Origin of the sequence: Leptospira sp. B5-022 (genome assembly GCF_000347035.1) — a bacterium.
In the GTDB taxonomy this organism is placed as follows: Bacteria; Spirochaetota; Leptospiria; order Leptospirales; family Leptospiraceae; genus Leptospira_B; species Leptospira_B cinconiae.
In genome coordinates this window covers 542,692-560,526 of the sequence record NZ_ANIJ01000006.1, presented here as the reverse complement: position 1 = coordinate 560,526, position 17,835 = coordinate 542,692, and the positions used below count along the sequence as shown (strand labels likewise).

Below are 17,835 nucleotides of genomic sequence, written 5' to 3'. Positions count from 1 at the left end.
CCACAAGCCAACGTGTACTAAATTTTCTAAGTTCCCTCCTATGGCAAACCAGAAATCTGTCCTCAAAGGGGCTCAAATCCTCCAAAATATCGAAGAACTCAAGCAGAGAAGATTCTTCCATTTAGAACTGAAAGGTCTCACAAAACCTACCAGAGATATTCTTTCCGAACTCGTAAACGGTCTCTTAGAAGAGATCGGTGCCAATCCGCTTGCTGCATTTCATCTCTTCAGCGGACTTATGGAGGCATTATTAAACGCGATCAAAGGAAATATCCGCCATATTATTTTCAGAGACGAGCTCTTGAAAAAAATAGAAAAGCTCGGCGAAACCCAAGAAGAAGCAGAAGAACTGCTCGAGATTATCATGGATACTTCCCCTCTTCGCGACGCGATGCAGAGATATGTGGTTCCGGATAAGATCAAAAAACAGGTCCAGAACATTCTTCAATTGGAAGATAGGATCCGGGCTAAAAAGCAGATCTTAAAAGACGAAGAGAAAGAATTTCTCACCGATATCCGTTATAAACTTAAAAAAAACAGAATGAGAATTTCTGTTAAAATCAAGATCACCAAAGATGAGCTAAATTTCAGGATCCGTAACGATTCCCCGATCCATAATATGGACTTTGGAAGGATCGAAGAATCCCGCGTTCGCCATAAGGAACTCTTCGACCAAGGGAATTCTGCCGATTTTTTCCGTCCTGAGTTTTTGGACGAAAAGGAAAGTGCGGGTTTCGGGATCGCGATGATCGACGAAGGTTATTATACGATGGGTCTGAATCCGTTAGATCTTTTGACAATCACTTCCGGTTCTAGGACTACTACAGTCTATATGAGATATCCATTAGCTGCATTACGCGAAATGGCGTTTTAAGCCACAGCGTTAGAAAAGACGCAAAGTTTTTTCACACAGAGACCACGGAGAACACAGAGGAGTTTTTCTCGCAGAGCCGCAAAGAGTTTACTCGGTGCTCTCTGTGAGCTCCGTGCGAAACTGAAAACTTACAAAATATAACGACTTAAGTCCTTATCTTCTATAATTCCTTTCAGTTTGGACTCGACTGCCGCTTTGTTGATGGTTAGTTTTCTTTTCTCTTCCGGTAGATCAGGGCCTTCAAAACTTAGGTCTTCTAAAAGTCTTTCCATGATCGTATTCAGTCTTCGTGCACCTATGTTTTCATGTTTTTCGTTCATATCATAGGCGATCTTTGCGATCTCTTGGATCCCGTCCGGGGCAAATTCTATTTTGATCCCATCGGTTTCGAGTAAGGCTTGGTATTGTTTTACTAGAGAGGATCTAGGCGCCGTTAAGATCTTTTCGAAATCTTCCATGGATAATTTTTCCAGCTCTACTCGGATCGGAAAACGTCCCTGCAATTCAGGAATAAGATCGGATGGTTTGGACATATGGAATGCACCGGCTGCGATAAAGAGTATATGATCCGTTACGATCGGACCAATCTTCGTGTTTACTGTGGCACCTTCTACGATCGGAAGTAAGTCTCTTTGTACTCCTTCTCTAGAAACGTCCGCACCCGCTCTTCCTTCTCTGCTTGCGATCTTGTCGATCTCGTCTAAGAAGACGATGCCCATTTCTTCCACTCGTTTTTGGGCTTCTCTTTGCACTTTGTCGGGATCTAAAAGTTTTTCCGCTTCCGCTTCCTCTAAAACTTTGAGCGCTTCGGGAATCGGTAACTTTCTTTTCTTTTGCTTTTTAGGCATTAGATCGCCCAAAACATTTTGGATATGATTGTCCAAGTCTTCCATATTTCCTGCACCGAATACTTGAAGCATAGGAAGTCCTTGTGGTCCGGCCTGAGGAATATCCAGCTCAATAATTTGTTCGTTTAGTTTCCCAGATTTGAGCTTCTTTCTCATTGTCTCTCTGGTCTCTAAAAATCTTTTCTCTCTTTCTTCGTCCGCTTCGTTAGTGGAAAATCCTATGGAAGGAGGATGAGGATCTGCAATGGAAGTTTTGGCAGGGAATGGAAGTAGGATATCCAACAGCGCTTCTTCGGCTCTTTCCTTAGCTTTTGCTTCGACTTCTTTTCTGAATTCTTGTTTGACTAGGTTTAGGGAAACCATTGCCAGATCTCGGATAATACTTTCCACGTCTCGGCCAACGTAACCTACTTCCGTAAATTTAGTACTTTCTACCTTTAGAAAAGGTGCACCGCAGAGTTTGGAAAGTCTTCTTGCGATTTCCGTTTTTCCGACTCCTGTCGGACCGATCATGATGATGTTTTTAGGATAAATTTCTTCTCTTAGTTCAGGATCTAATTTTCTGCGTCTCGTACGATTGCGAAGAGCGATTGCCACCGCTTTTTTGGCGTTTTTTTGGCCGATGATGTGTTCGTCTAGTTTGGAAACGATCTGCCTGGGAGTGAGTTCGTCATCCCCTAATTTGGATTCATTGCTTTGGGGAAGAAATTCGCTCATTGTCAGATTTCCTCTACTACTATATTATGATTTGTATATATACAAATATCTGCGGCTATATTCATGGCTTCTTTTACTATTTGAGAAGGTTCCAAATTTGTATGATTGTACAATGCTCTGGCTGCGGAGAGTGCAAAATTCCCTCCGGAACCGATTGCCAAAATTCCGTCGTCCGGGGAAATTACATCTCCCGTTCCGGAAACTAAAAATGATTCGTCCTTATCCGCTACGATAAGCATCGCCTCTAATCTTCGTAACGCTCTGTCGGATCTCCATTCTCTGGCTAGTTCGACCGCGGATCTGGAAAGACTTCCTCCGAACTCGTGTATTTTTTTTTCGAAAAGTTCGAATAAGGTGAATGCATCCGCAGCGGAACCTGCGAACCCCGATACAATTTTGTCCGAGTAAAGTTTACGGACTTTTCTGGCCGTATTTTTCATGACGGTGTTCCCGAATGAAACCTGTCCGTCGCCTGCGATTGCTACCTTTTCTCCTCTGCGAACGCAGAGTATCGTAGTTGCATGTATTTTATTTGGATTTATCGAGTCTTGCATGTGGGTGAGCCTTTCGGTAGACCTCTTTGATCTTTTCCTTACTCACGCTCAGGTAAACCTGGGTGGTGGATAGAGAGGAATGCCCCAAAAGCTCTTGGACTGCGCGGATATCTGCGCCGGCATCGAGTAAGTCCGTTGCGAACGTATGACGGAATTTATGGGGGGTAATGGGTTTGTCCCATCCCATTCGTTTCCTTCTCTCGTTCAAAATATAACGAACCCCTCTGGTCGTCAGTTTATTTCCCTTTTGGTTCAGAAAAATTTCATCGGATCTGGGTCGGAATCTAGGACGTACATCCAAGTATTCATTTAAACTTTGGATGGCTTCTTTTCCTAAATATACGTACCTTTCTTTTCTTCTTTTACCCAGAACTTTTAAGATCGAATGATCCGCAGATAATTGAACCAAAGTCGCGTCGACTAACTCGAAAACCCTGAGTCCGGAAGAATATAATACTTCTAAGATCGCTTTGTCTCTGATATTTAATATTTCGGATGCATTCTCATTTTCGTATTCGTAATCTAAAATACTCTCCGTTTCTTCTATTCTGAAATTTTTCGGGACCTGCTTTCTGGTTTTCGGGAAGTTAACGGAAAGGATCGGGTTTCCGGGAACCAAATTATCTTTTAATAATACTTTGTAGAATGTCCTAAGACTGGAGAGTTTTCGGCTCTGGGTCCGTCTATCCAATCCTTGATTTTTGGAAAGGAATGCAAAATAAGAACGAACATCTACCGATTCCAATTGGTAAATCTCTATCTGCTCCTGTAGGCAGAATTCGAAGAATGATTTCAGATCCAGTAGATAAGCGTTGAGAGTGTTTTGGGAATAATTTTTTTCCACTCTCAAATATTCATAAAAACGGGAAGCGGCAGAATTCAGGATTTCGGAAGGAAATTGGGGAAGTTTGACCGCGTATTCGCTCACAGGTTTCTCCGGATAAAAATCCCCGGAGCGTATATCCGTCCGGGATAGTTTATTTATCGGTGGCTTTCGAAAAAATGATCTGTCTTTCCCGGACCCAATCTTTGATTTTTTGTTTAGCCTGGTCGAATAATTCGGGTAATTTACTCATTTCTTCCTGGTTGAAATTGGATAGAACATGTCCAGGCGTAAGAGCGCTGTCTCCGGGTTTTCCCACTCCGAATCTGAGTCGAAAAAAATCGGGCGAGCCTAGTTTTTCGGAGATATCCTTGATCCCGTTATGACCACCATTTCCACCGCTCTGTTTAAATTTGAGTTTGGAGAACGGAAAATCTACTTCGTCATGAATCACAAGAATATTTTCGGGGGGGATCCCGTTTTTGCGGGAAAGTTCCGAGACTGCTCTTCCGGAAAGATTCATATATTCAAGCGGTTTTAGGAAATAGAAAGAGACTCCGTCCCTGTCCAATTTCCCTTTTGCTTCTTTGGAAGAATGGTTCAACTCCACTCCCCAATCTTTGACAAGATCGTCCAAGACCAGAAAGCCGATATTATGACGGTTTTTTTCGTATTTTGGACCGGGGTTGCCCAGGCCGACGATCATCAGTTTTAAGTTTGCCATGCAGGAAGAATTAAGTTCAGCATTTTTTCTGTAGCTAAAACTGCAGCTACTGTTTGGTCGCAATGGATCCCCATAGTCTTGAAATTTTCTTCTTCATGATTTTCTTGGGTTTTGTTCCAGGTAATCATTGTTTCCACGAGCGCATCCGTTTTTCCTCCCGGAGGAATACGGACCTCATAGTCGACAAGTCTAGGAATAGAAAGTCCTGCTTTGGAAGCGATGCTTGTCAGCGCGGACATGAAAGCGTCGTAACCTCCGTCGCCTTCTCCTTCTTCCGAATATCTGTTACCATGAAGTTCTAATTCTACGATCGCCTTCGGCCGGATCCCGATACCGGAATTGATCTTACATCCCGTAATCTTGATCGCTTGCACGCTGGAATTTCCGGAGACGTCCGCGATAATAAACGGAAGATCTTCCGGCGTGATGTTCTTGTTTTGGTCTCCGAGCTCTATTACTTTTTCTAGGACCTTCTTTTCGATCTCGGGAGAAAGTACAAGTCCAAGTTGTTTTAGGTTTTCCGAGATGCTTGCTTTTCCTGCGAGTTTGCCTAGGGCGTAACTTCTTTTTCTGCCAAAACGTTCCGGTAGAATTGGATTTGCGTATAGATTGCCTTTTTTATCTCCGTCTGCATGAACTCCTGCCGTTTGAGTGAATACATCTTCTCCCACTACCGGGCGATTGGCAGAGATCCTTTTGCCGCTGAATACTTCCACAAGGCGGCTTGCTTCGGAGATCGCTTTTTCATCCACATCTGTGAGAACGCCAGCCTTGTCATGGAGTGCGGTGATTACCGCCTCGAGTGGGGAATTTCCGGCTCTTTCTCCCAAGCCGTTTACGCTAACGTGTACACCTTTTGCTCCCGCTTTGACTGCAAACAAACAGTTTGCTACGGAAAGATCGTAATCGTTATGTCCGTGGAATTCGAAATGTAATTCGGGGTGTTTTTGGGTAAGAAGAGAAATACCGGAGAATGTTTCGTCCGGCGAAAGAACTCCCAATGTATCCGGCAGGAAAATTTTGCCTAAAGGTTCTTTGGAAAGATGAGAAACAAAATCCAAAACATATTCTTTACTATTTAAATATCCGTTGGACCAATCTTCCAAATAAACATTCACTTCCAGTCCGTTCTTCTTGGCGTACTGGATGGTTTCGGATACTTCTTCAAAATGTTCTTTGGGAGTTTTTTTGAGCTGCCCTTGGAGATGTTTTAGAGAACCTTTTGTGAGCAGATTTAAGGTTTTGGCCCCGGAAGCCAGGATCCAATCCACACTTTTGTGGGAATCCACAAATCCTAGAATTTCGATCCGTTTTTCCAAACCTTCGGAAGCTGCCCAGGACATGATCCCGCGGACACTTTCCAATTCTCCTTGAGAGACCCGAGCGGATGCGATCTCGACTCTATCTACTTTCAGATTTTGTAATAGAAATTTTGCGATATTGAGTTTTTCAGAAGCTGAGAAACTTACACCTCTGGTCTGCTCTCCGTCTCTGAGAGTCACATCCAGGATTTGGACTTTAGGTCTTGTAGTTCCCATTATTTTAAGTATTTTTTTAGATCTTCCGAAGATGGACCCATAATCTCCACAAGTGTGGAACCCGGATTATTTGCCAGGTGAAGGCCGCCATCCTCTAAAATTTTTAGAAAAGAATGTTCTCGGATATAATCTTCGGTCATTTTTTTCAAAACTCCCTCGCCTATCCCATGTACAACTTCTACCAGGGTTTCTCCCTTCATGAATGCGGCTTGGATTTCCCGGTCCAAGAGCCGATATGCCTCTTCATATCTCATTTTCCGGATATAAATCGACTTGGGACCTTTCCGGCTCTGATCCGAATGTTTCCCCCTCGACATCTTGAGGACCATCCTAGGCGGACCTTTTCTCTCGAAAACAAAGAAATTGGATTTTTGCTTTCCCTTTAGAACCCCCATGGTAGAGTTTTCCTTTCCCGAAATGTAAAAAAGGAATCCTGCAAAGCTTGTGACGGAAGAAACAGAACGCAAAATTTCCAAGAATACGGAAAAACGTAGGGCAGCAATCTGCGGAGGAACTCTCGGAAGAGAGAACCGTTATTATATCCGAGGCCAAGTGGTAGATATCGCTATCAGCGAAGAAATGACGGATCCTAAAAAATGGGACCTTCTTACCGGCTTATTCCAAGGACAAGAAAAAGAGATCACCCCGTTTTTAGACTACGGACTCGAATCAGTGCGTAAACCTATCCTTGTAGCGGAAATTGTGGATGGGTCCGGTAAAGTTTTACATCGTTCTCCTGAGATCAGAGGGGATGAAAGTGGATTTTTTTTCCATGAATTTACGTTTCCATTAGCTCCAGGAAACTATATCTTTCATATTCATTTCTTAAAACCGGACTCTTATAGACAATTCGGAAAAGATCTGGCTTATTTAAACACTCCCGGCAAACACGAATTAGTCTCTCAAAGCCTGATAGGAATGGGAGCATTGCGTATTTTAGCGGAAGAATACACGGGGATCGTAACGACTTCCGATATCGACCAGACCTATCTGGCTACGGATATTCATTCCAATAAGGGAAAAATTTCCACATTATTCGAAACACCGGAGCAGAAGTTACCTTTACCGGGGATGCCTACCTTATTCAAAGAATTGAGAGAGGCCACATCGGATTCTCCTCTTTGTTTTATTTCTGCGAGTCCCCATTTTTTTAGAAGGACCCTACTTTCCACATTCAGAACACAAGGTGTTAAAACGGAATCGCTTCACTTAAAGTATCTAGAAGGTACTTTGAAAGGAATGGTGGATAAATTTTGGGATACTCTTTCCCACCCTACTAGATTTTTAACGGAAGGCCTTTGGGGTGCTTTGGAGAGGGTCCGTAAATTTGCAGGCTCTTCTTTCCAAAGTTTATTCGATCAATTGGCGTATAAGCTTACGATCCTTCTTCGAGACAGGATCTATCTTCCGACAAACTCCAAGGAGATCTTACTTGGGGACAATACGGAAAGCGACTATTTGATCTTTATTTTATATCAGTTCATTTTGACGGGAGCCCTACAAGGGAAAGAGCTGGAAGATTATCTCTATAAATTGAATTTTTTAGGAAGAGATGCAATTACAAGAGATAACGCTAAGCTCATCAGAGAACTCGCAGAAGAAAATCATAGAATACATGGATTTATTAATCCTGTACAATTAGTACTGATCAATAAAACGGAACTTGGACCTCCTTCCGAAGAAATGAAATGGAATGTGAGAAGCGCTCTTCCAACAGGAATAGATCCTTGGAAAATGGAAGGGATTGCACCTTATATCCCTACGGACGGGGCCTTAGGTTTTGCACTTGTGATGGTGGAAAGGGAAATTTTAGATCTATCTTCCGTTCTAAAAATTTCGGGAGATATGGCCGGACAATGGTTCGAAGGAAAAGTGATAGAACCGAATGTTCTATTGGAACTCGCTAAAAAATTGGAACTTCCTAAGGAAACGGGTCCAATTCATAAAAAGTTCGTCAAAACTTTAAAAGAAGTTTTGGAAGCCTAGGCTTGTTTTCGTTTTTCAAAAACCTTTTTGTAGATGATAAAGCCAAGAACCGCGGTTACGAAGAATGTGGTAAAAATTTTATTATACAGAGCTAAAAATTCCAGCACCTTCTCCCAATGAGAACCTAAATAAAATCCGCCATAGATCAGTATCCCGCACCATATCGTAACTGCTAAGGTAAATGCGGAAAAAAACCAAATCGGTTTCATATCCACCATCCCTGCTACGATAGAAACAAAAAATCGAATTCCTGCGGAGAATCTGGAAAAGAGAACTACGACTACCCCATTCCTGGAAAACCAATCCAAGGTCTTTTGAATAGATTCTTCGTTGTAGAGTTCCGATTTGAACGGGAAATTTTTATTCTTCAGCCATTCCAATAGTTTGTGGCCGAATGCATACATGACCCAGGCGCCTGCAAGGTTTCCAACCAAAGTGCTTGAAACCAACTCCCAAAAACTTAAAGCACCTCTCGCGAGTAAAAATCCTCCGAATGCAGTCACAGTATCTCCCGGCCAAGGAGGGAAAACGTTTTCGGTAAAATTGGAAAATGCGAAAAAAAACCAGACCAAGGCACTTGGCAGACCGGATACCCAATCCAATAGTGTTTGGATATAAAAATCGAATCCGGCGAATTGCATCTAGAAAAGGATTGTCAAGGGGGAAGCGTTAGATTCAACTAAATTTCGTGGAAGGCCGTAGTTTCTCGCAAGTCCTCGGTTCGGTTCTGATCTTTTTACTGATCGGGAATGTTTCTCTTTTTTCTCAGGAACCAAAATTGCCCGATTTGATGAGTCCGGACCCGGTAAAGGTCAAAAAGGTCAGGGACAGACCTAAAATTTTTAGGCATAATCAACTCACTATCGTAGAAAAACCTTACAAGGCCCCTTCTTCCATTCCGAGCAATTTTGTTCCGGACGATTCGGAAGTATTGTTTTTTACCGAATTGAAAGCGGATCGTCTCCTGGAAAATAAGGAAGCAGTTGTAGTTTTTAAAACTACTCTTCCAAAAACTACGATGGAGAGATATTACGAATATTTGATCTCCAGTTTCGGTCATAAAATTTTACAGAGCCAAAAATCGGAGGAGAAAAGTTTATATTTGGTGGATGTTCTTCGGCATAAAATTTTAGCGATCACCATCCATTCGGACGAAAAAGGAAGTATCGTAAAATTATTCCAGAAAACCACGAACGGAGGATTTTGATGTCCCCGAAAGAAGGACAGGAAACCAACCGAAAACTTTTTAATCTGGTCCTCGGAATATTCTGCATAGGGACTGGAATGTTACTTTTTGTCGTTTTAAGGCCCTATTTTTATTCCGCTCTTGTCGCTTTGATCTTATACTTAGCCACACGAAAACAATACAAACAATTAAGAAGATTAGTAGGTCCCAGGTTCGAACCATTGGCTCCTTGGATCATGATCGGCTCGGTTTGTATGATCGTAATTTTACCTTCTTATTTTATGATCCGTACTCTGATCGAAGAATCTCTCTCCATTCTATTTAAGATCCGTATCTCTCTTTCGGAAGATAAGATCATAGATACGATCATGAGCTTGAATATTCTCACCGATCTTTTTACGGATAATCCTTTTTTTTGGGTAAAACTTCCTGAAATTTACGGAGAGTTTGCTAAGAATTATATCGATATCCTAAACTTGGATAGTTTATATGCAGTTTTAAGTAACGCTTCTTCTTTTATTCTAGGTTCCATCGATCTTCCCGCCGGGATCATCATGAATCTATTCTTCTCACTTTTACTTTTGTTCTTTTTTTACCAAGACGGAAGAAAGATCGAAAGATTCATTTTGGACAATCTGCCTTTCTCCACCGAGGTGGAAGAACAAGTGGGAAGGAAGGTCGCTTCGGCTGTACAGACCGTATTTAAAGGAAATCTAATTGTCTCCATTATGCAAGGTGCAGGCGTTTATATTCTTCTTTTATTCGCAAAAATTTCCAACCCATTCTTATATGCGAGTCTTGCGGCATTTTTCTCTTTGATCCCTGTGATCGGAACTTCGGTGGTTTGGTTGCCGATCGGACTTTATTTAATGTTCATAGAGAATAATATCATAGGTGCTAGCTTATTTATGGTAATGGGTCTAACCTTGTATATCGTTCTGGAAAATGTTGTAAAACCTAAGATGCTGGACAAAAAACTTAGGATACATCCTTTGTTGATATTTTTGTCCTTGATTGGAGGGATCCAAGAGTTTGGGATCATGGGATTGGTTCTTGGACCGGTTGCGGTTACTATGGTTGTGATCCTTTGGGATTTCTGGAAATTATATAGAAAAGACTTTTTCGCCAGTTAATTTCTGATGGAAGAAACAAAAACATACTCAGTTTCAGAGATTAATTCTATCGTTAAACAACTTCTGACGGGGCCGGATATTCTCCGAAATATCTGGATCCAAGGAGAGATCTCAAATTATTCTAAGTCCCACCAAGGTCATATTTATTTTAACTTAAAAGACGCTAAGTCCCTGATCGCTTGTACGTTTTTTTCTTATAGCAACGGAAGATATAAAGGGAAACCTCTAGAGAACGGAATGGAGATCAAAGCGTTCGGAGGAATTTCCGTTTACGAACCTAGGGGTCAGTATAATTTAAATATTTCTAAAGTAGAAGAATTGGGTCAAGGCGATCTTCTCCTCCAGATAGAAGAATTAAAAAGAAAACTCGCCGCCCAGGGTGTATTCGATCCGGAAAGAAAACGAAAACTTCCCGCATTTCCTTGGAGGATCGGAGTGGCTACCTCTCCGACTGGGGCGGCAATCGAAGATATTATCCGTATATCTAAACAAAGATTTCCTAATATAGATATTCTAATCTCTCCTTGTCTTGTGCAAGGAGACGGAGCACCTGAGTCCATTATTTCCGCGATCAATCTTTTAAACGATCCTAAGTGGGATGTGGATTTGATCATTGCAGGTCGGGGCGGCGGAAGTACGGAAGACTTAATGGCGTTTAACGACGAAAAAGTGGTACTTACATTTGCCGGGAGTAGAGTTCCTATTATTTCCGCAGTGGGTCACCAGATAGATTCCGTTCTTTCCGATCTGGCAGCGGACCATTTTGCACCTACCCCTACAGCGGCTGCAGAAATGGCTGTGCCCGAAATGGAACTAGTGGAGTCGGGACTTGCAGAATTCGAAGTTCGACTCAAAACCGCTTTAAAAAATCAGGCGGGCAATTTGAAAGAAAAGCTTCGAATACTTACGAATAAAAAGGCATTTTTAGATCCTAGATCCATGCTGAACGATCGAATCCTTCAATTGGATGAGATCAATTCCAGGATCCATCTATTGGGAAAAAACTATTTGATGGGCGCCCAGAATAAATTTAGTCCGGTATCGAATGGACTTCTTACTTCCTTTAAATCCCAGTTGGAAAGAAAGAAGAAGGAGTTCCAACTATTATCCGGAAAGCTGGATGGATTTTCTCCTTTGGGAACCTTAAAAAGAGGATATTCCGTGGTTCGTAAGAAAGGAAAAAAAGTCGTTACATCTCCGGTTCAATTGGAGAAAGAGGAAGAACTAGAGGTCATATTGGCGGAAGGTAGGATTCGGGTTTCTTACCAAGGTGAAATAAAATGAGCAAAAAAACGGAAATCAGTTTTGAACAGGCCCTAACCGAATTAGAGCAGATTGCGGAGAATTTGGAAAGAGGACAATTGACCCTGGAAGAATCCATCAAATCTTATGAAAGAGGAATGGAACTTAAGATCCTTTGCCAGGCCATTCTCGCGGAAGCGGAAGGAAAAATAGAATATCTTTCCAAATCGGGAAGCGGAGAAACCCAAAAAAAGACCGCAAGTCCTAAATCGGAATCTTCTTCCAGAGCGGCGTCTCCTCCGTCGGACGATGATGAATTGTTTTAAGATCTTGGAATTTTTTATAAGAAAAAAAGGCGCCTAAGTTCGGCGCCTTTTTTGTATAAATTATAATCCTGCTTCTTTTATAAGAGTATTATAAATGTATCCGTGAGACGCAATAACGATCGGAAAGAAGGTTACATAGATCACGAAAAGTATTAAATACGTTAAGTATTCGCTTATAAGTCCAGAGATAAAACCAAGAATGAAAGCCGCTATAATTAAGCAGATCACCAATGCTAATGAACCTAAGAAGATAATCCATTTTTTACCGTAAGTGATCTCATTGCTCTTTTTGATCGCTTGGATCGGATCGAGACCCTTATCGAAAAGTAGAAAAGTAGCTTGTCCCCATGCCACGCCGATTACAAATGCAGGAATAATAAAGAAAAGTATTCCGGCATAAAAACCAAGCATCACAAAACCCACGGTTAGAAAAAATTCACCTATATACTTTCTATTTTCTTTATTAAAGATATCCATAGGTGAAAAGGACTCTCCTTTTCCTATTTTGATCGGGATTAGGACAAATAATCCGATCGATGTTCCAACGTTCAAATACGGTATCCAAACCGTTAATACCCAAAGAATAAACGCAATAAATAGGGGTATGAAGTTTTTTAAGCCCAATTCAATGCTGTTTTTAATGATACCTACTATACTTAGTGGTTCGCCTGTCGACATCCGTTTTGCTCCTTAATGGATCTGGGAACGGAAAGATAAGGCTGCAAAAGCGATTGTCAATTATTTATTAAACTGTGATCCCAAATTCATTGAACGGACAAGGTAATTGTCCCAGCATCCGTGACTGGAATGACCAAACAACGGGTAGAACCGTTTGTGGTACTTAATGCGGAATACGATTCGGTTCCGATATTTTCACTTCTAACTTCTACCTGACTAAAATCCGTTGGGATTAGTACAGCATTCTCCGCACCGATCCATAGATCGGCTTCCCCACTTGTAAAACTAACGTTGAAGGTATTTGTTGCGCCGTTTCCGGTAAAAGAATAGAAATAATAGTAATAACTGGCCCCGGAGAAAGTATTCGACCCTCCCGTAACGATAGAAGGGACCGCGGAATCCGCACAACCGCCGATAGGTACAGGAGTAAAACTGGCTCCATAAGCGGAATACAAAAGGCTTGCTGCAGTGTCATCTGTGGAATCCGTGTCTCCATTGGAACAAGCTACAATAAAGACGAGGAAGAAGGAAAAAAATAGAGTTTTTGGGCCCAATAATAACCGCATGAAAAATAAACTCTTCGTATCTTAGAACCTATTCTTCTTTATTCGTTCCAAGGACCCAACTTTTTATTTTGGACCTACAGATACAAAAAGGCCCGCTTTGGTGGCGGGCCTTTCTTTAATTACTGGATACTTCCGCTCCTATTGACCGCATTCTGCCACATAGTAGTGAAGAAGTCGGCGGATCTATAGACAGGTTCCAGATCGGAACGTTTTAAGCCCTGTTGTCTCAAGTCTTCAAAGAAGTCAGGCATAAGCCCTATATGGGACGCACCTTCTGTATTGAAGTCGAATGTACGATTCCCGAAGGAGTATTTTCCCATAGAAGGATTCGCAGCAAGAGTTGCCGCTAATCTAAGGGAAGAATCCGGAGAGAATGGATATCCTACTTTGGAAGCCTCCGGTTGTGCAATGACGGAGGTTCCGCCAGGGCAAGCACGGGTTCCATAACGAGGGCCAGGCATATGAGCAAATCCGTTAAAATCTGTTCCGATAGCGATCCGACCGTCATAAGAAGGATCACCTATTAGATTTTTGAGATATTGGTAGGACTGAGCGAATGTCTGGCTAGTTCCCCCGCAAGCGTGTGCGATATAAGAACCGTCGCTATTCTGTCTCCACTCACTGACCTCTTCCAGGTTTCCTTGTCCTACAATTAGCCCGATCATTCCACCCAAGGTACTGATACGTTTGAGTGCTGCCCCTGTCGGGTTGGCCTCATGTCGATTTCCCTTATTTGCCATATCGTATACACCGGTGTGACCCGTTACGATACCGGGATAAGACTGTTGCTCGGCAAAGGTAAGAGCTCCATCCAAGGATTTTGCGGACATATGACCCACGTCGATGATCATTCCTTTTTTCATCAACTCTCTGAGTACCTTCTGTCCGTAAGTGGTTAGACCAGCAGTATTACAATCTTGACCGTAATGTTTACAGTCATACTTTGTCCCGCTTCCCAAGATATTATATAGTCCCGCCCCGCCAAATCCGTTTGTTTTCAAGTGGATCGGGAACACATAACGTAGTCCGAGATCGTAAAGTTCCTGAACACCTTGTATGATCATGGAATCGTTACAGTTGCTTCCGGTACAATCTACCAGATAATCTACTTCTGCACCTAAGACCACGGCGAGTTTACCGCCGGAGATCACAGTTTGCGCTTCCGCTGGGGTTTTTACGATACGGAACCAACCTTGTCCTGGACCACCACTTTGTTCATCGATCCAAGCTTGCATATCATACACAGCTTGGGTCTGGCGGCGCAAGGTGTTCATATCGTTCAAGTCATAGACCGGATCGGTAGCTATCGCTATCCCTTTGATGATGTCCGGGAGTCCGTTATCCGTTGCTCCGAACATATAGTCGCCGTTTACTGCGAGTACTACCATGGCTCTCATCCCGCCTTCATAAGCGCGTTTGATCCATTCATAATACATGGTTTGGTGAGTGTAACTATTATTAGCCGGCCAATATGGGAAACTGCTATAACCTCGGTTATCGTGACGAACCGTTCCTAGTAAAGCTCCGATAATATCGTCTTTTACGATAGCCTCTACCCTAGAGTGTCCGGCCGAATGTCCTTCGTCGGAAACGCTAGGGCAATCCGCTAGTGCGGTTGCAGGTGCTCCGAATGGAGAGCCGTGGAAGATCACTCCTCCAAAACCTAAATGTGCCATTGGGTGAGTATGAAGATCTACGTAGCCCGACAGAGTTCCGGTTCTCTTGAGAGAATCGTTCGCTCCTCTGGAATAAGTTTGTGGAGCAGTTTCACAACTAGAATCCGCAACATACCATTCACCCCACATTCCTGTGGCACCCCCGGTGTTTACACAACGATGAGGAGTTGTATAAGTTTTCCCTGCGATGGTAATCGGCATTTTAGAGCAGGCTTCTTCCCAACTCACACCGACTATATTCCATAAACGTGATGAATACTTTCTTTTGCCTGCGTAAGTACCGGAAGATTGACAACCGTCATTCTTGTGAGTATAGTTATAGATTCCGCCTTCGTCCGGTGCAGCCCAGTTCGCTTCGCAAGAATCGTCGATCAGATCGAATTCTCCCCACATATTGAATCCCGTATTTACGCAACGAGAAGGTTTGGTAAATGTTTGGCCAAGAATGGTCGCCCCCATATTCGCACAGGTTGTTTCCCAACTCTGTCCTGATGGGATCCCGTAAAGGATCGCGGAATACTGGCGTTTGCCCGGAAAAATGGATTTGCATCCATCCTTTTTAAATGTTCCCCAATATGGATCGCCGAAAACGGACGTACTCGTAGCAAAAACAGCCAGGAATACGACGCCTAACGCAGGCCCTCGTAAAAAAGACCGACTTTTCATACGTATCTCTCCCTACTTACTTGTTTATTTGTCTTTTGTATTCTTCGGTTACGTTTTTCAGCTTTGTGCCGTATAGTTCTTTACCGGCAAGGATCATTCTGCGTTTTTCATCATCAAGGCGCTCCGGATATCTTTCTTCCATTAAGCGCAATAGTTCCAGTTGGTCCTCCTGGAGTTTTATCTGGGAGGTATAATATTCATCGATTTCTTTACGGGTCGCTTTTCCGGAGTATATTTTTCCGTACAATGTGGCCCAATGTTCTAAAAGTTCTTCCTGTGCTTTTTTTTCTCCAGCGTCTTGGGGAGTAGCAACGGCCACCCAATATAGATTATCGGGAGTTTCACTCTTTAATAGAGAAGCAGATACGACCGCGTTATCTTCGTTATAAGGAGAAGAAGAAGTTCCCAAACCGATAAATCCGGAGAACATAGAGAACCCTTCCGAGAAAACATTTTTGGAAGAGGATTGGGTCGCTCCTGTCTGGCTTTTAGTAAAAATAAATATAAGAACGACTATAATAAAAGCGGAAGAGATCAGTAATGCGTTTTTCTTAGATGGCATCGGCCGAACAGTATATTACATTTCGCTCCGTTATGCAAATTCTTTGTAATGATTTATTAGAAAAATATTATAAATAATTGGAAACATGCTCTAGGATTTTTTGCAAAGCAAAAGTAGAATAGAAATCGGTACTTAAGTCATAAAATTATAAACTAGAACACGCAGTACTATGATAATTGCTTGTATTCTTGGAGAAGAGTTCATTCTTTTTTCTGGAATTTATGGCTTTTTTTGTTCATCTTTTTGACAAAGTTTTTTCACTTGTTTTCTTAAATCGAATGACCAAGCAAAAAAGGGAGTTTTTTAAAAAGGAAAAGATCCAATCTGGGATTATGCAGGCGCTATTTCGGTTTTTTTTCGGGCTCAATTATCGTTTTGCACTCAGACAGTATAGAAAGGCAAAGATACTTTCTTCCGTAAATTTTGCTCCGATCTTTACCCGAAACGCATACCTGGAAATTTTAATCGTACTCAGATACGTTTATCTCATTCTGCCTATCATCATTCTTCCCTTTGCGTTGTATGATCTGGTAGATGCGTTTTCGGATGCAAAGGACAATTCTTTCGTTCTATTCGATCTGGTATTTTATTTCGTGTTTCTGACAATGAACGTCCTTTTAAATTCGGGTCGTCTGCATAGGGCAGATTTGGGTCGGATCAAACTACTTTGTAGGATTGGAGTATTTCTTCTTTCCCTAACCGGGACCTGTATCACAGTCGTGGTTTTTCCTAGGCTTCCTGAGATCTCACTTTTCTCCGCTGCCATGTTCAGCGTGGCAATCATGTTTAGATTCCCGGACCAAACAAAGTATTTCGTGTATGCCGTCAATTTTGCGATCTTATATATTTTTATCTATTACAGCGGGAATAGGGAGCCTGTACTTCTGCAAAACCCTTTGGTAACGCTATTTTTGATCCTTATTTTCGATCGTGTGTCTTTCTTAACTTTGGCGAATACCTATTTGAAAACCCAGAGAATCATTCGTTTGAATGAAAGATTACGGGAAGAAGATACGAATAAAAGTGATATGATCAGTATCGCAGTCCATGATCTGAAAAGTCCACTTTCCGGTATCATGAGCATCAGTACGATCCTGCGCAAAAATCTAAAATCGTTTTCGGAGAAGGAAAAAAAAGAGATCCTTACGGATATTGAAAGTTCTTCTCGGAAAATATTAGGTCATATCGATGATCTTGTCGGGATTGCAGCTTCCGGTTTCGAAAATATAAAAATAGATGATAATATTTTGAATATTAATTCTTATATAAGATCTACGATCCAGAACTTCGATTACCAGGCTTCTTTAAAACGGATCCGGTTCCACACGCAGTTCGAGAAAGAAGACCTAAAAATCCGTTCCGATAGAAAAGCGGTCGCGAGTATCTTGGATAATTTGGTCTCGAATGCGGTGAAATATTCTCCCATTGGCGGTTCCATATTCATTCATTCTAAACTGTTAAAAGATAATGGTGACTTTGTTCAGATCCAAATCAGAGATGAAGGAAAGGGATTCACGGACGAGGATAAAAAACTTTTGTTCTCCAGGTTCACTCGTCTTTCCGCCAAACCTACCGGGAACGAACCTTCTACAGGTGTAGGTCTCTATGCAGTTCATAGACTAGTGGAACTACTCGGAGCCAAGATCAGTTTGGAAAGTAAACCGGGACAAGGTGCGACCTTTACACTTCTATTTGCCAAAACCAAAATTTCAGATTGACCTTTTGACAATTTTTTA

18 protein-coding genes are annotated in these 17,835 nt (G+C 42.1%); 7 read left to right on the top strand and 11 right to left on the bottom strand.

Annotated features, from left to right (window positions below):
* Window positions 1-40: 40 nt before the first annotated feature.
* Window positions 41-874 (top strand): hypothetical protein, encoded by an 834-nt coding sequence (locus tag LEP1GSC192_RS03245; RefSeq protein WP_020768044.1) that lies wholly within the window; start codon window positions 41-43, stop codon window positions 872-874.
* Between the two features lie 128 nt (window positions 875-1,002).
* Here LEP1GSC192_RS03245 and hslU read toward each other — a convergent pair whose 3' ends face one another.
* Genes hslU through LEP1GSC192_RS03215 form a run of 6 tightly spaced genes read right to left on the bottom strand, consistent with a single transcriptional unit; the run spans window position 1,003 to window position 6,395 of the window.
* Window positions 1,003-2,439 (bottom strand): ATP-dependent protease ATPase subunit HslU, encoded by a 1,437-nt coding sequence (gene hslU, locus LEP1GSC192_RS03240; RefSeq protein WP_020768247.1) that lies wholly within the window; start codon window positions 2,437-2,439, stop codon window positions 1,003-1,005.
* A 2-nt stretch (window positions 2,440-2,441) separates the two neighbouring features.
* Window positions 2,442-2,981: an ATP-dependent protease subunit HslV gene (gene hslV / locus LEP1GSC192_RS03235; protein ID WP_085988901.1), complete on the bottom strand. Its 540-nt coding sequence runs from the start codon at window positions 2,979-2,981 to the stop codon at window positions 2,442-2,444.
* Window positions 2,968-3,921, bottom strand: a complete 954-nt coding sequence (gene xerC, locus LEP1GSC192_RS03230) for a tyrosine recombinase XerC (protein ID WP_020768402.1) — start codon at window positions 3,919-3,921, stop codon at window positions 2,968-2,970. The genes hslV and xerC overlap by 14 nt, the downstream gene beginning before the upstream one ends.
* A gap of 49 nt (window positions 3,922-3,970) precedes the next feature.
* Window positions 3,971-4,540: an aminoacyl-tRNA hydrolase gene (pth, locus tag LEP1GSC192_RS03225; RefSeq protein ID WP_036088741.1), complete on the bottom strand. Its 570-nt coding sequence runs from the start codon at window positions 4,538-4,540 to the stop codon at window positions 3,971-3,973.
* Entirely contained in the window at window positions 4,528-6,078 is a 1,551-nt protein-coding gene (cimA, locus tag LEP1GSC192_RS03220) for a (R)-citramalate synthase CimA (RefSeq protein ID WP_020768465.1), read from the bottom strand. Before cimA ends, pth begins: the two co-directional genes overlap by 13 nt.
* The gene (locus LEP1GSC192_RS03215; RefSeq protein ID WP_036088856.1) at window positions 6,078-6,395 is read right to left on the bottom strand and encodes a Smr/MutS family protein; all 318 of its coding nucleotides are present in this window, start codon (window positions 6,393-6,395) and stop codon (window positions 6,078-6,080) included. Before LEP1GSC192_RS03215 ends, cimA begins: the two co-directional genes overlap by 1 nt.
* A 127-nt stretch (window positions 6,396-6,522) precedes the next feature.
* On the opposite strand from LEP1GSC192_RS03215, the gene LEP1GSC192_RS03210 reads away from it, so the two are divergent.
* Window positions 6,523-8,064: a phosphatase domain-containing protein gene (locus LEP1GSC192_RS03210; RefSeq protein ID WP_020768174.1), complete on the top strand. Its 1,542-nt coding sequence runs from the start codon at window positions 6,523-6,525 to the stop codon at window positions 8,062-8,064.
* Here LEP1GSC192_RS03210 and LEP1GSC192_RS03205 read toward each other — a convergent pair.
* Window positions 8,061-8,705: a DedA family protein gene (locus tag LEP1GSC192_RS03205; protein WP_020768379.1), complete on the bottom strand. Its 645-nt coding sequence runs from the start codon at window positions 8,703-8,705 to the stop codon at window positions 8,061-8,063. The two genes, LEP1GSC192_RS03210 and LEP1GSC192_RS03205, sit on opposite strands and share 4 nt — an antisense overlap.
* 47 nt (window positions 8,706-8,752) lie before the next feature.
* Between LEP1GSC192_RS03205 and LEP1GSC192_RS03200 the strand changes: the two genes are divergently transcribed.
* The 4 genes from LEP1GSC192_RS03200 to LEP1GSC192_RS03185 are packed head-to-tail and all read left to right on the top strand — an operon-like array spanning window position 8,753 to window position 11,951.
* Complete coding sequence (locus LEP1GSC192_RS03200) at window positions 8,753-9,271, top strand: hypothetical protein (RefSeq protein ID WP_020768171.1); 519 nt, start codon at window positions 8,753-8,755, stop codon at window positions 9,269-9,271.
* Complete coding sequence (locus tag LEP1GSC192_RS03195) at window positions 9,271-10,383, top strand: AI-2E family transporter (RefSeq protein ID WP_020768370.1); 1,113 nt, start codon at window positions 9,271-9,273, stop codon at window positions 10,381-10,383. Before LEP1GSC192_RS03200 ends, LEP1GSC192_RS03195 begins: the two co-directional genes overlap by 1 nt.
* Before the next feature lie 6 nt (window positions 10,384-10,389).
* Window positions 10,390-11,667, top strand: a complete 1,278-nt coding sequence (gene xseA, locus LEP1GSC192_RS03190; protein ID WP_020768500.1) for an exodeoxyribonuclease VII large subunit — start codon at window positions 10,390-10,392, stop codon at window positions 11,665-11,667.
* The gene (locus LEP1GSC192_RS03185) at window positions 11,664-11,951 is read left to right on the top strand and encodes an exodeoxyribonuclease VII small subunit (protein ID WP_020768301.1); all 288 of its coding nucleotides are present in this window, start codon (window positions 11,664-11,666) and stop codon (window positions 11,949-11,951) included. Before xseA ends, LEP1GSC192_RS03185 begins: the two co-directional genes overlap by 4 nt.
* A gap of 60 nt (window positions 11,952-12,011) precedes the next feature.
* On the opposite strand, the gene LEP1GSC192_RS03180 is transcribed toward LEP1GSC192_RS03185, so the two are convergent.
* The 4 genes from LEP1GSC192_RS03180 to LEP1GSC192_RS03165 form a co-directional block, all read right to left on the bottom strand.
* A complete protein-coding gene (locus tag LEP1GSC192_RS03180) occupies window positions 12,012-12,629 on the bottom strand; it encodes a hypothetical protein (protein WP_020768092.1) in 618 nt (205 codons plus the stop codon).
* Between the two features lie 86 nt (window positions 12,630-12,715).
* Window positions 12,716-13,195, bottom strand: coding sequence for a hypothetical protein (locus LEP1GSC192_RS03175; protein WP_020768167.1), 480 nt, complete (start codon window positions 13,193-13,195; stop codon window positions 12,716-12,718).
* Between the two features lie 119 nt (window positions 13,196-13,314).
* The gene (locus LEP1GSC192_RS03170) at window positions 13,315-15,537 is read right to left on the bottom strand and encodes a membrane dipeptidase (RefSeq protein ID WP_020768036.1); all 2,223 of its coding nucleotides are present in this window, start codon (window positions 15,535-15,537) and stop codon (window positions 13,315-13,317) included.
* Window positions 15,538-15,553: 16 nt separating this feature from the next.
* The gene (locus LEP1GSC192_RS03165; RefSeq protein WP_020768489.1) at window positions 15,554-16,099 is read right to left on the bottom strand and encodes a hypothetical protein; all 546 of its coding nucleotides are present in this window, start codon (window positions 16,097-16,099) and stop codon (window positions 15,554-15,556) included.
* A gap of 278 nt (window positions 16,100-16,377) precedes the next feature.
* Here LEP1GSC192_RS03165 and LEP1GSC192_RS03160 point away from each other — a divergent pair, with 278 nt between their 5' ends.
* A complete protein-coding gene (locus tag LEP1GSC192_RS03160; RefSeq protein WP_232420942.1) occupies window positions 16,378-17,817 on the top strand; it encodes a sensor histidine kinase KdpD in 1,440 nt (479 codons plus the stop codon).
* Window positions 17,818-17,835 lie beyond the last annotated feature (18 nt).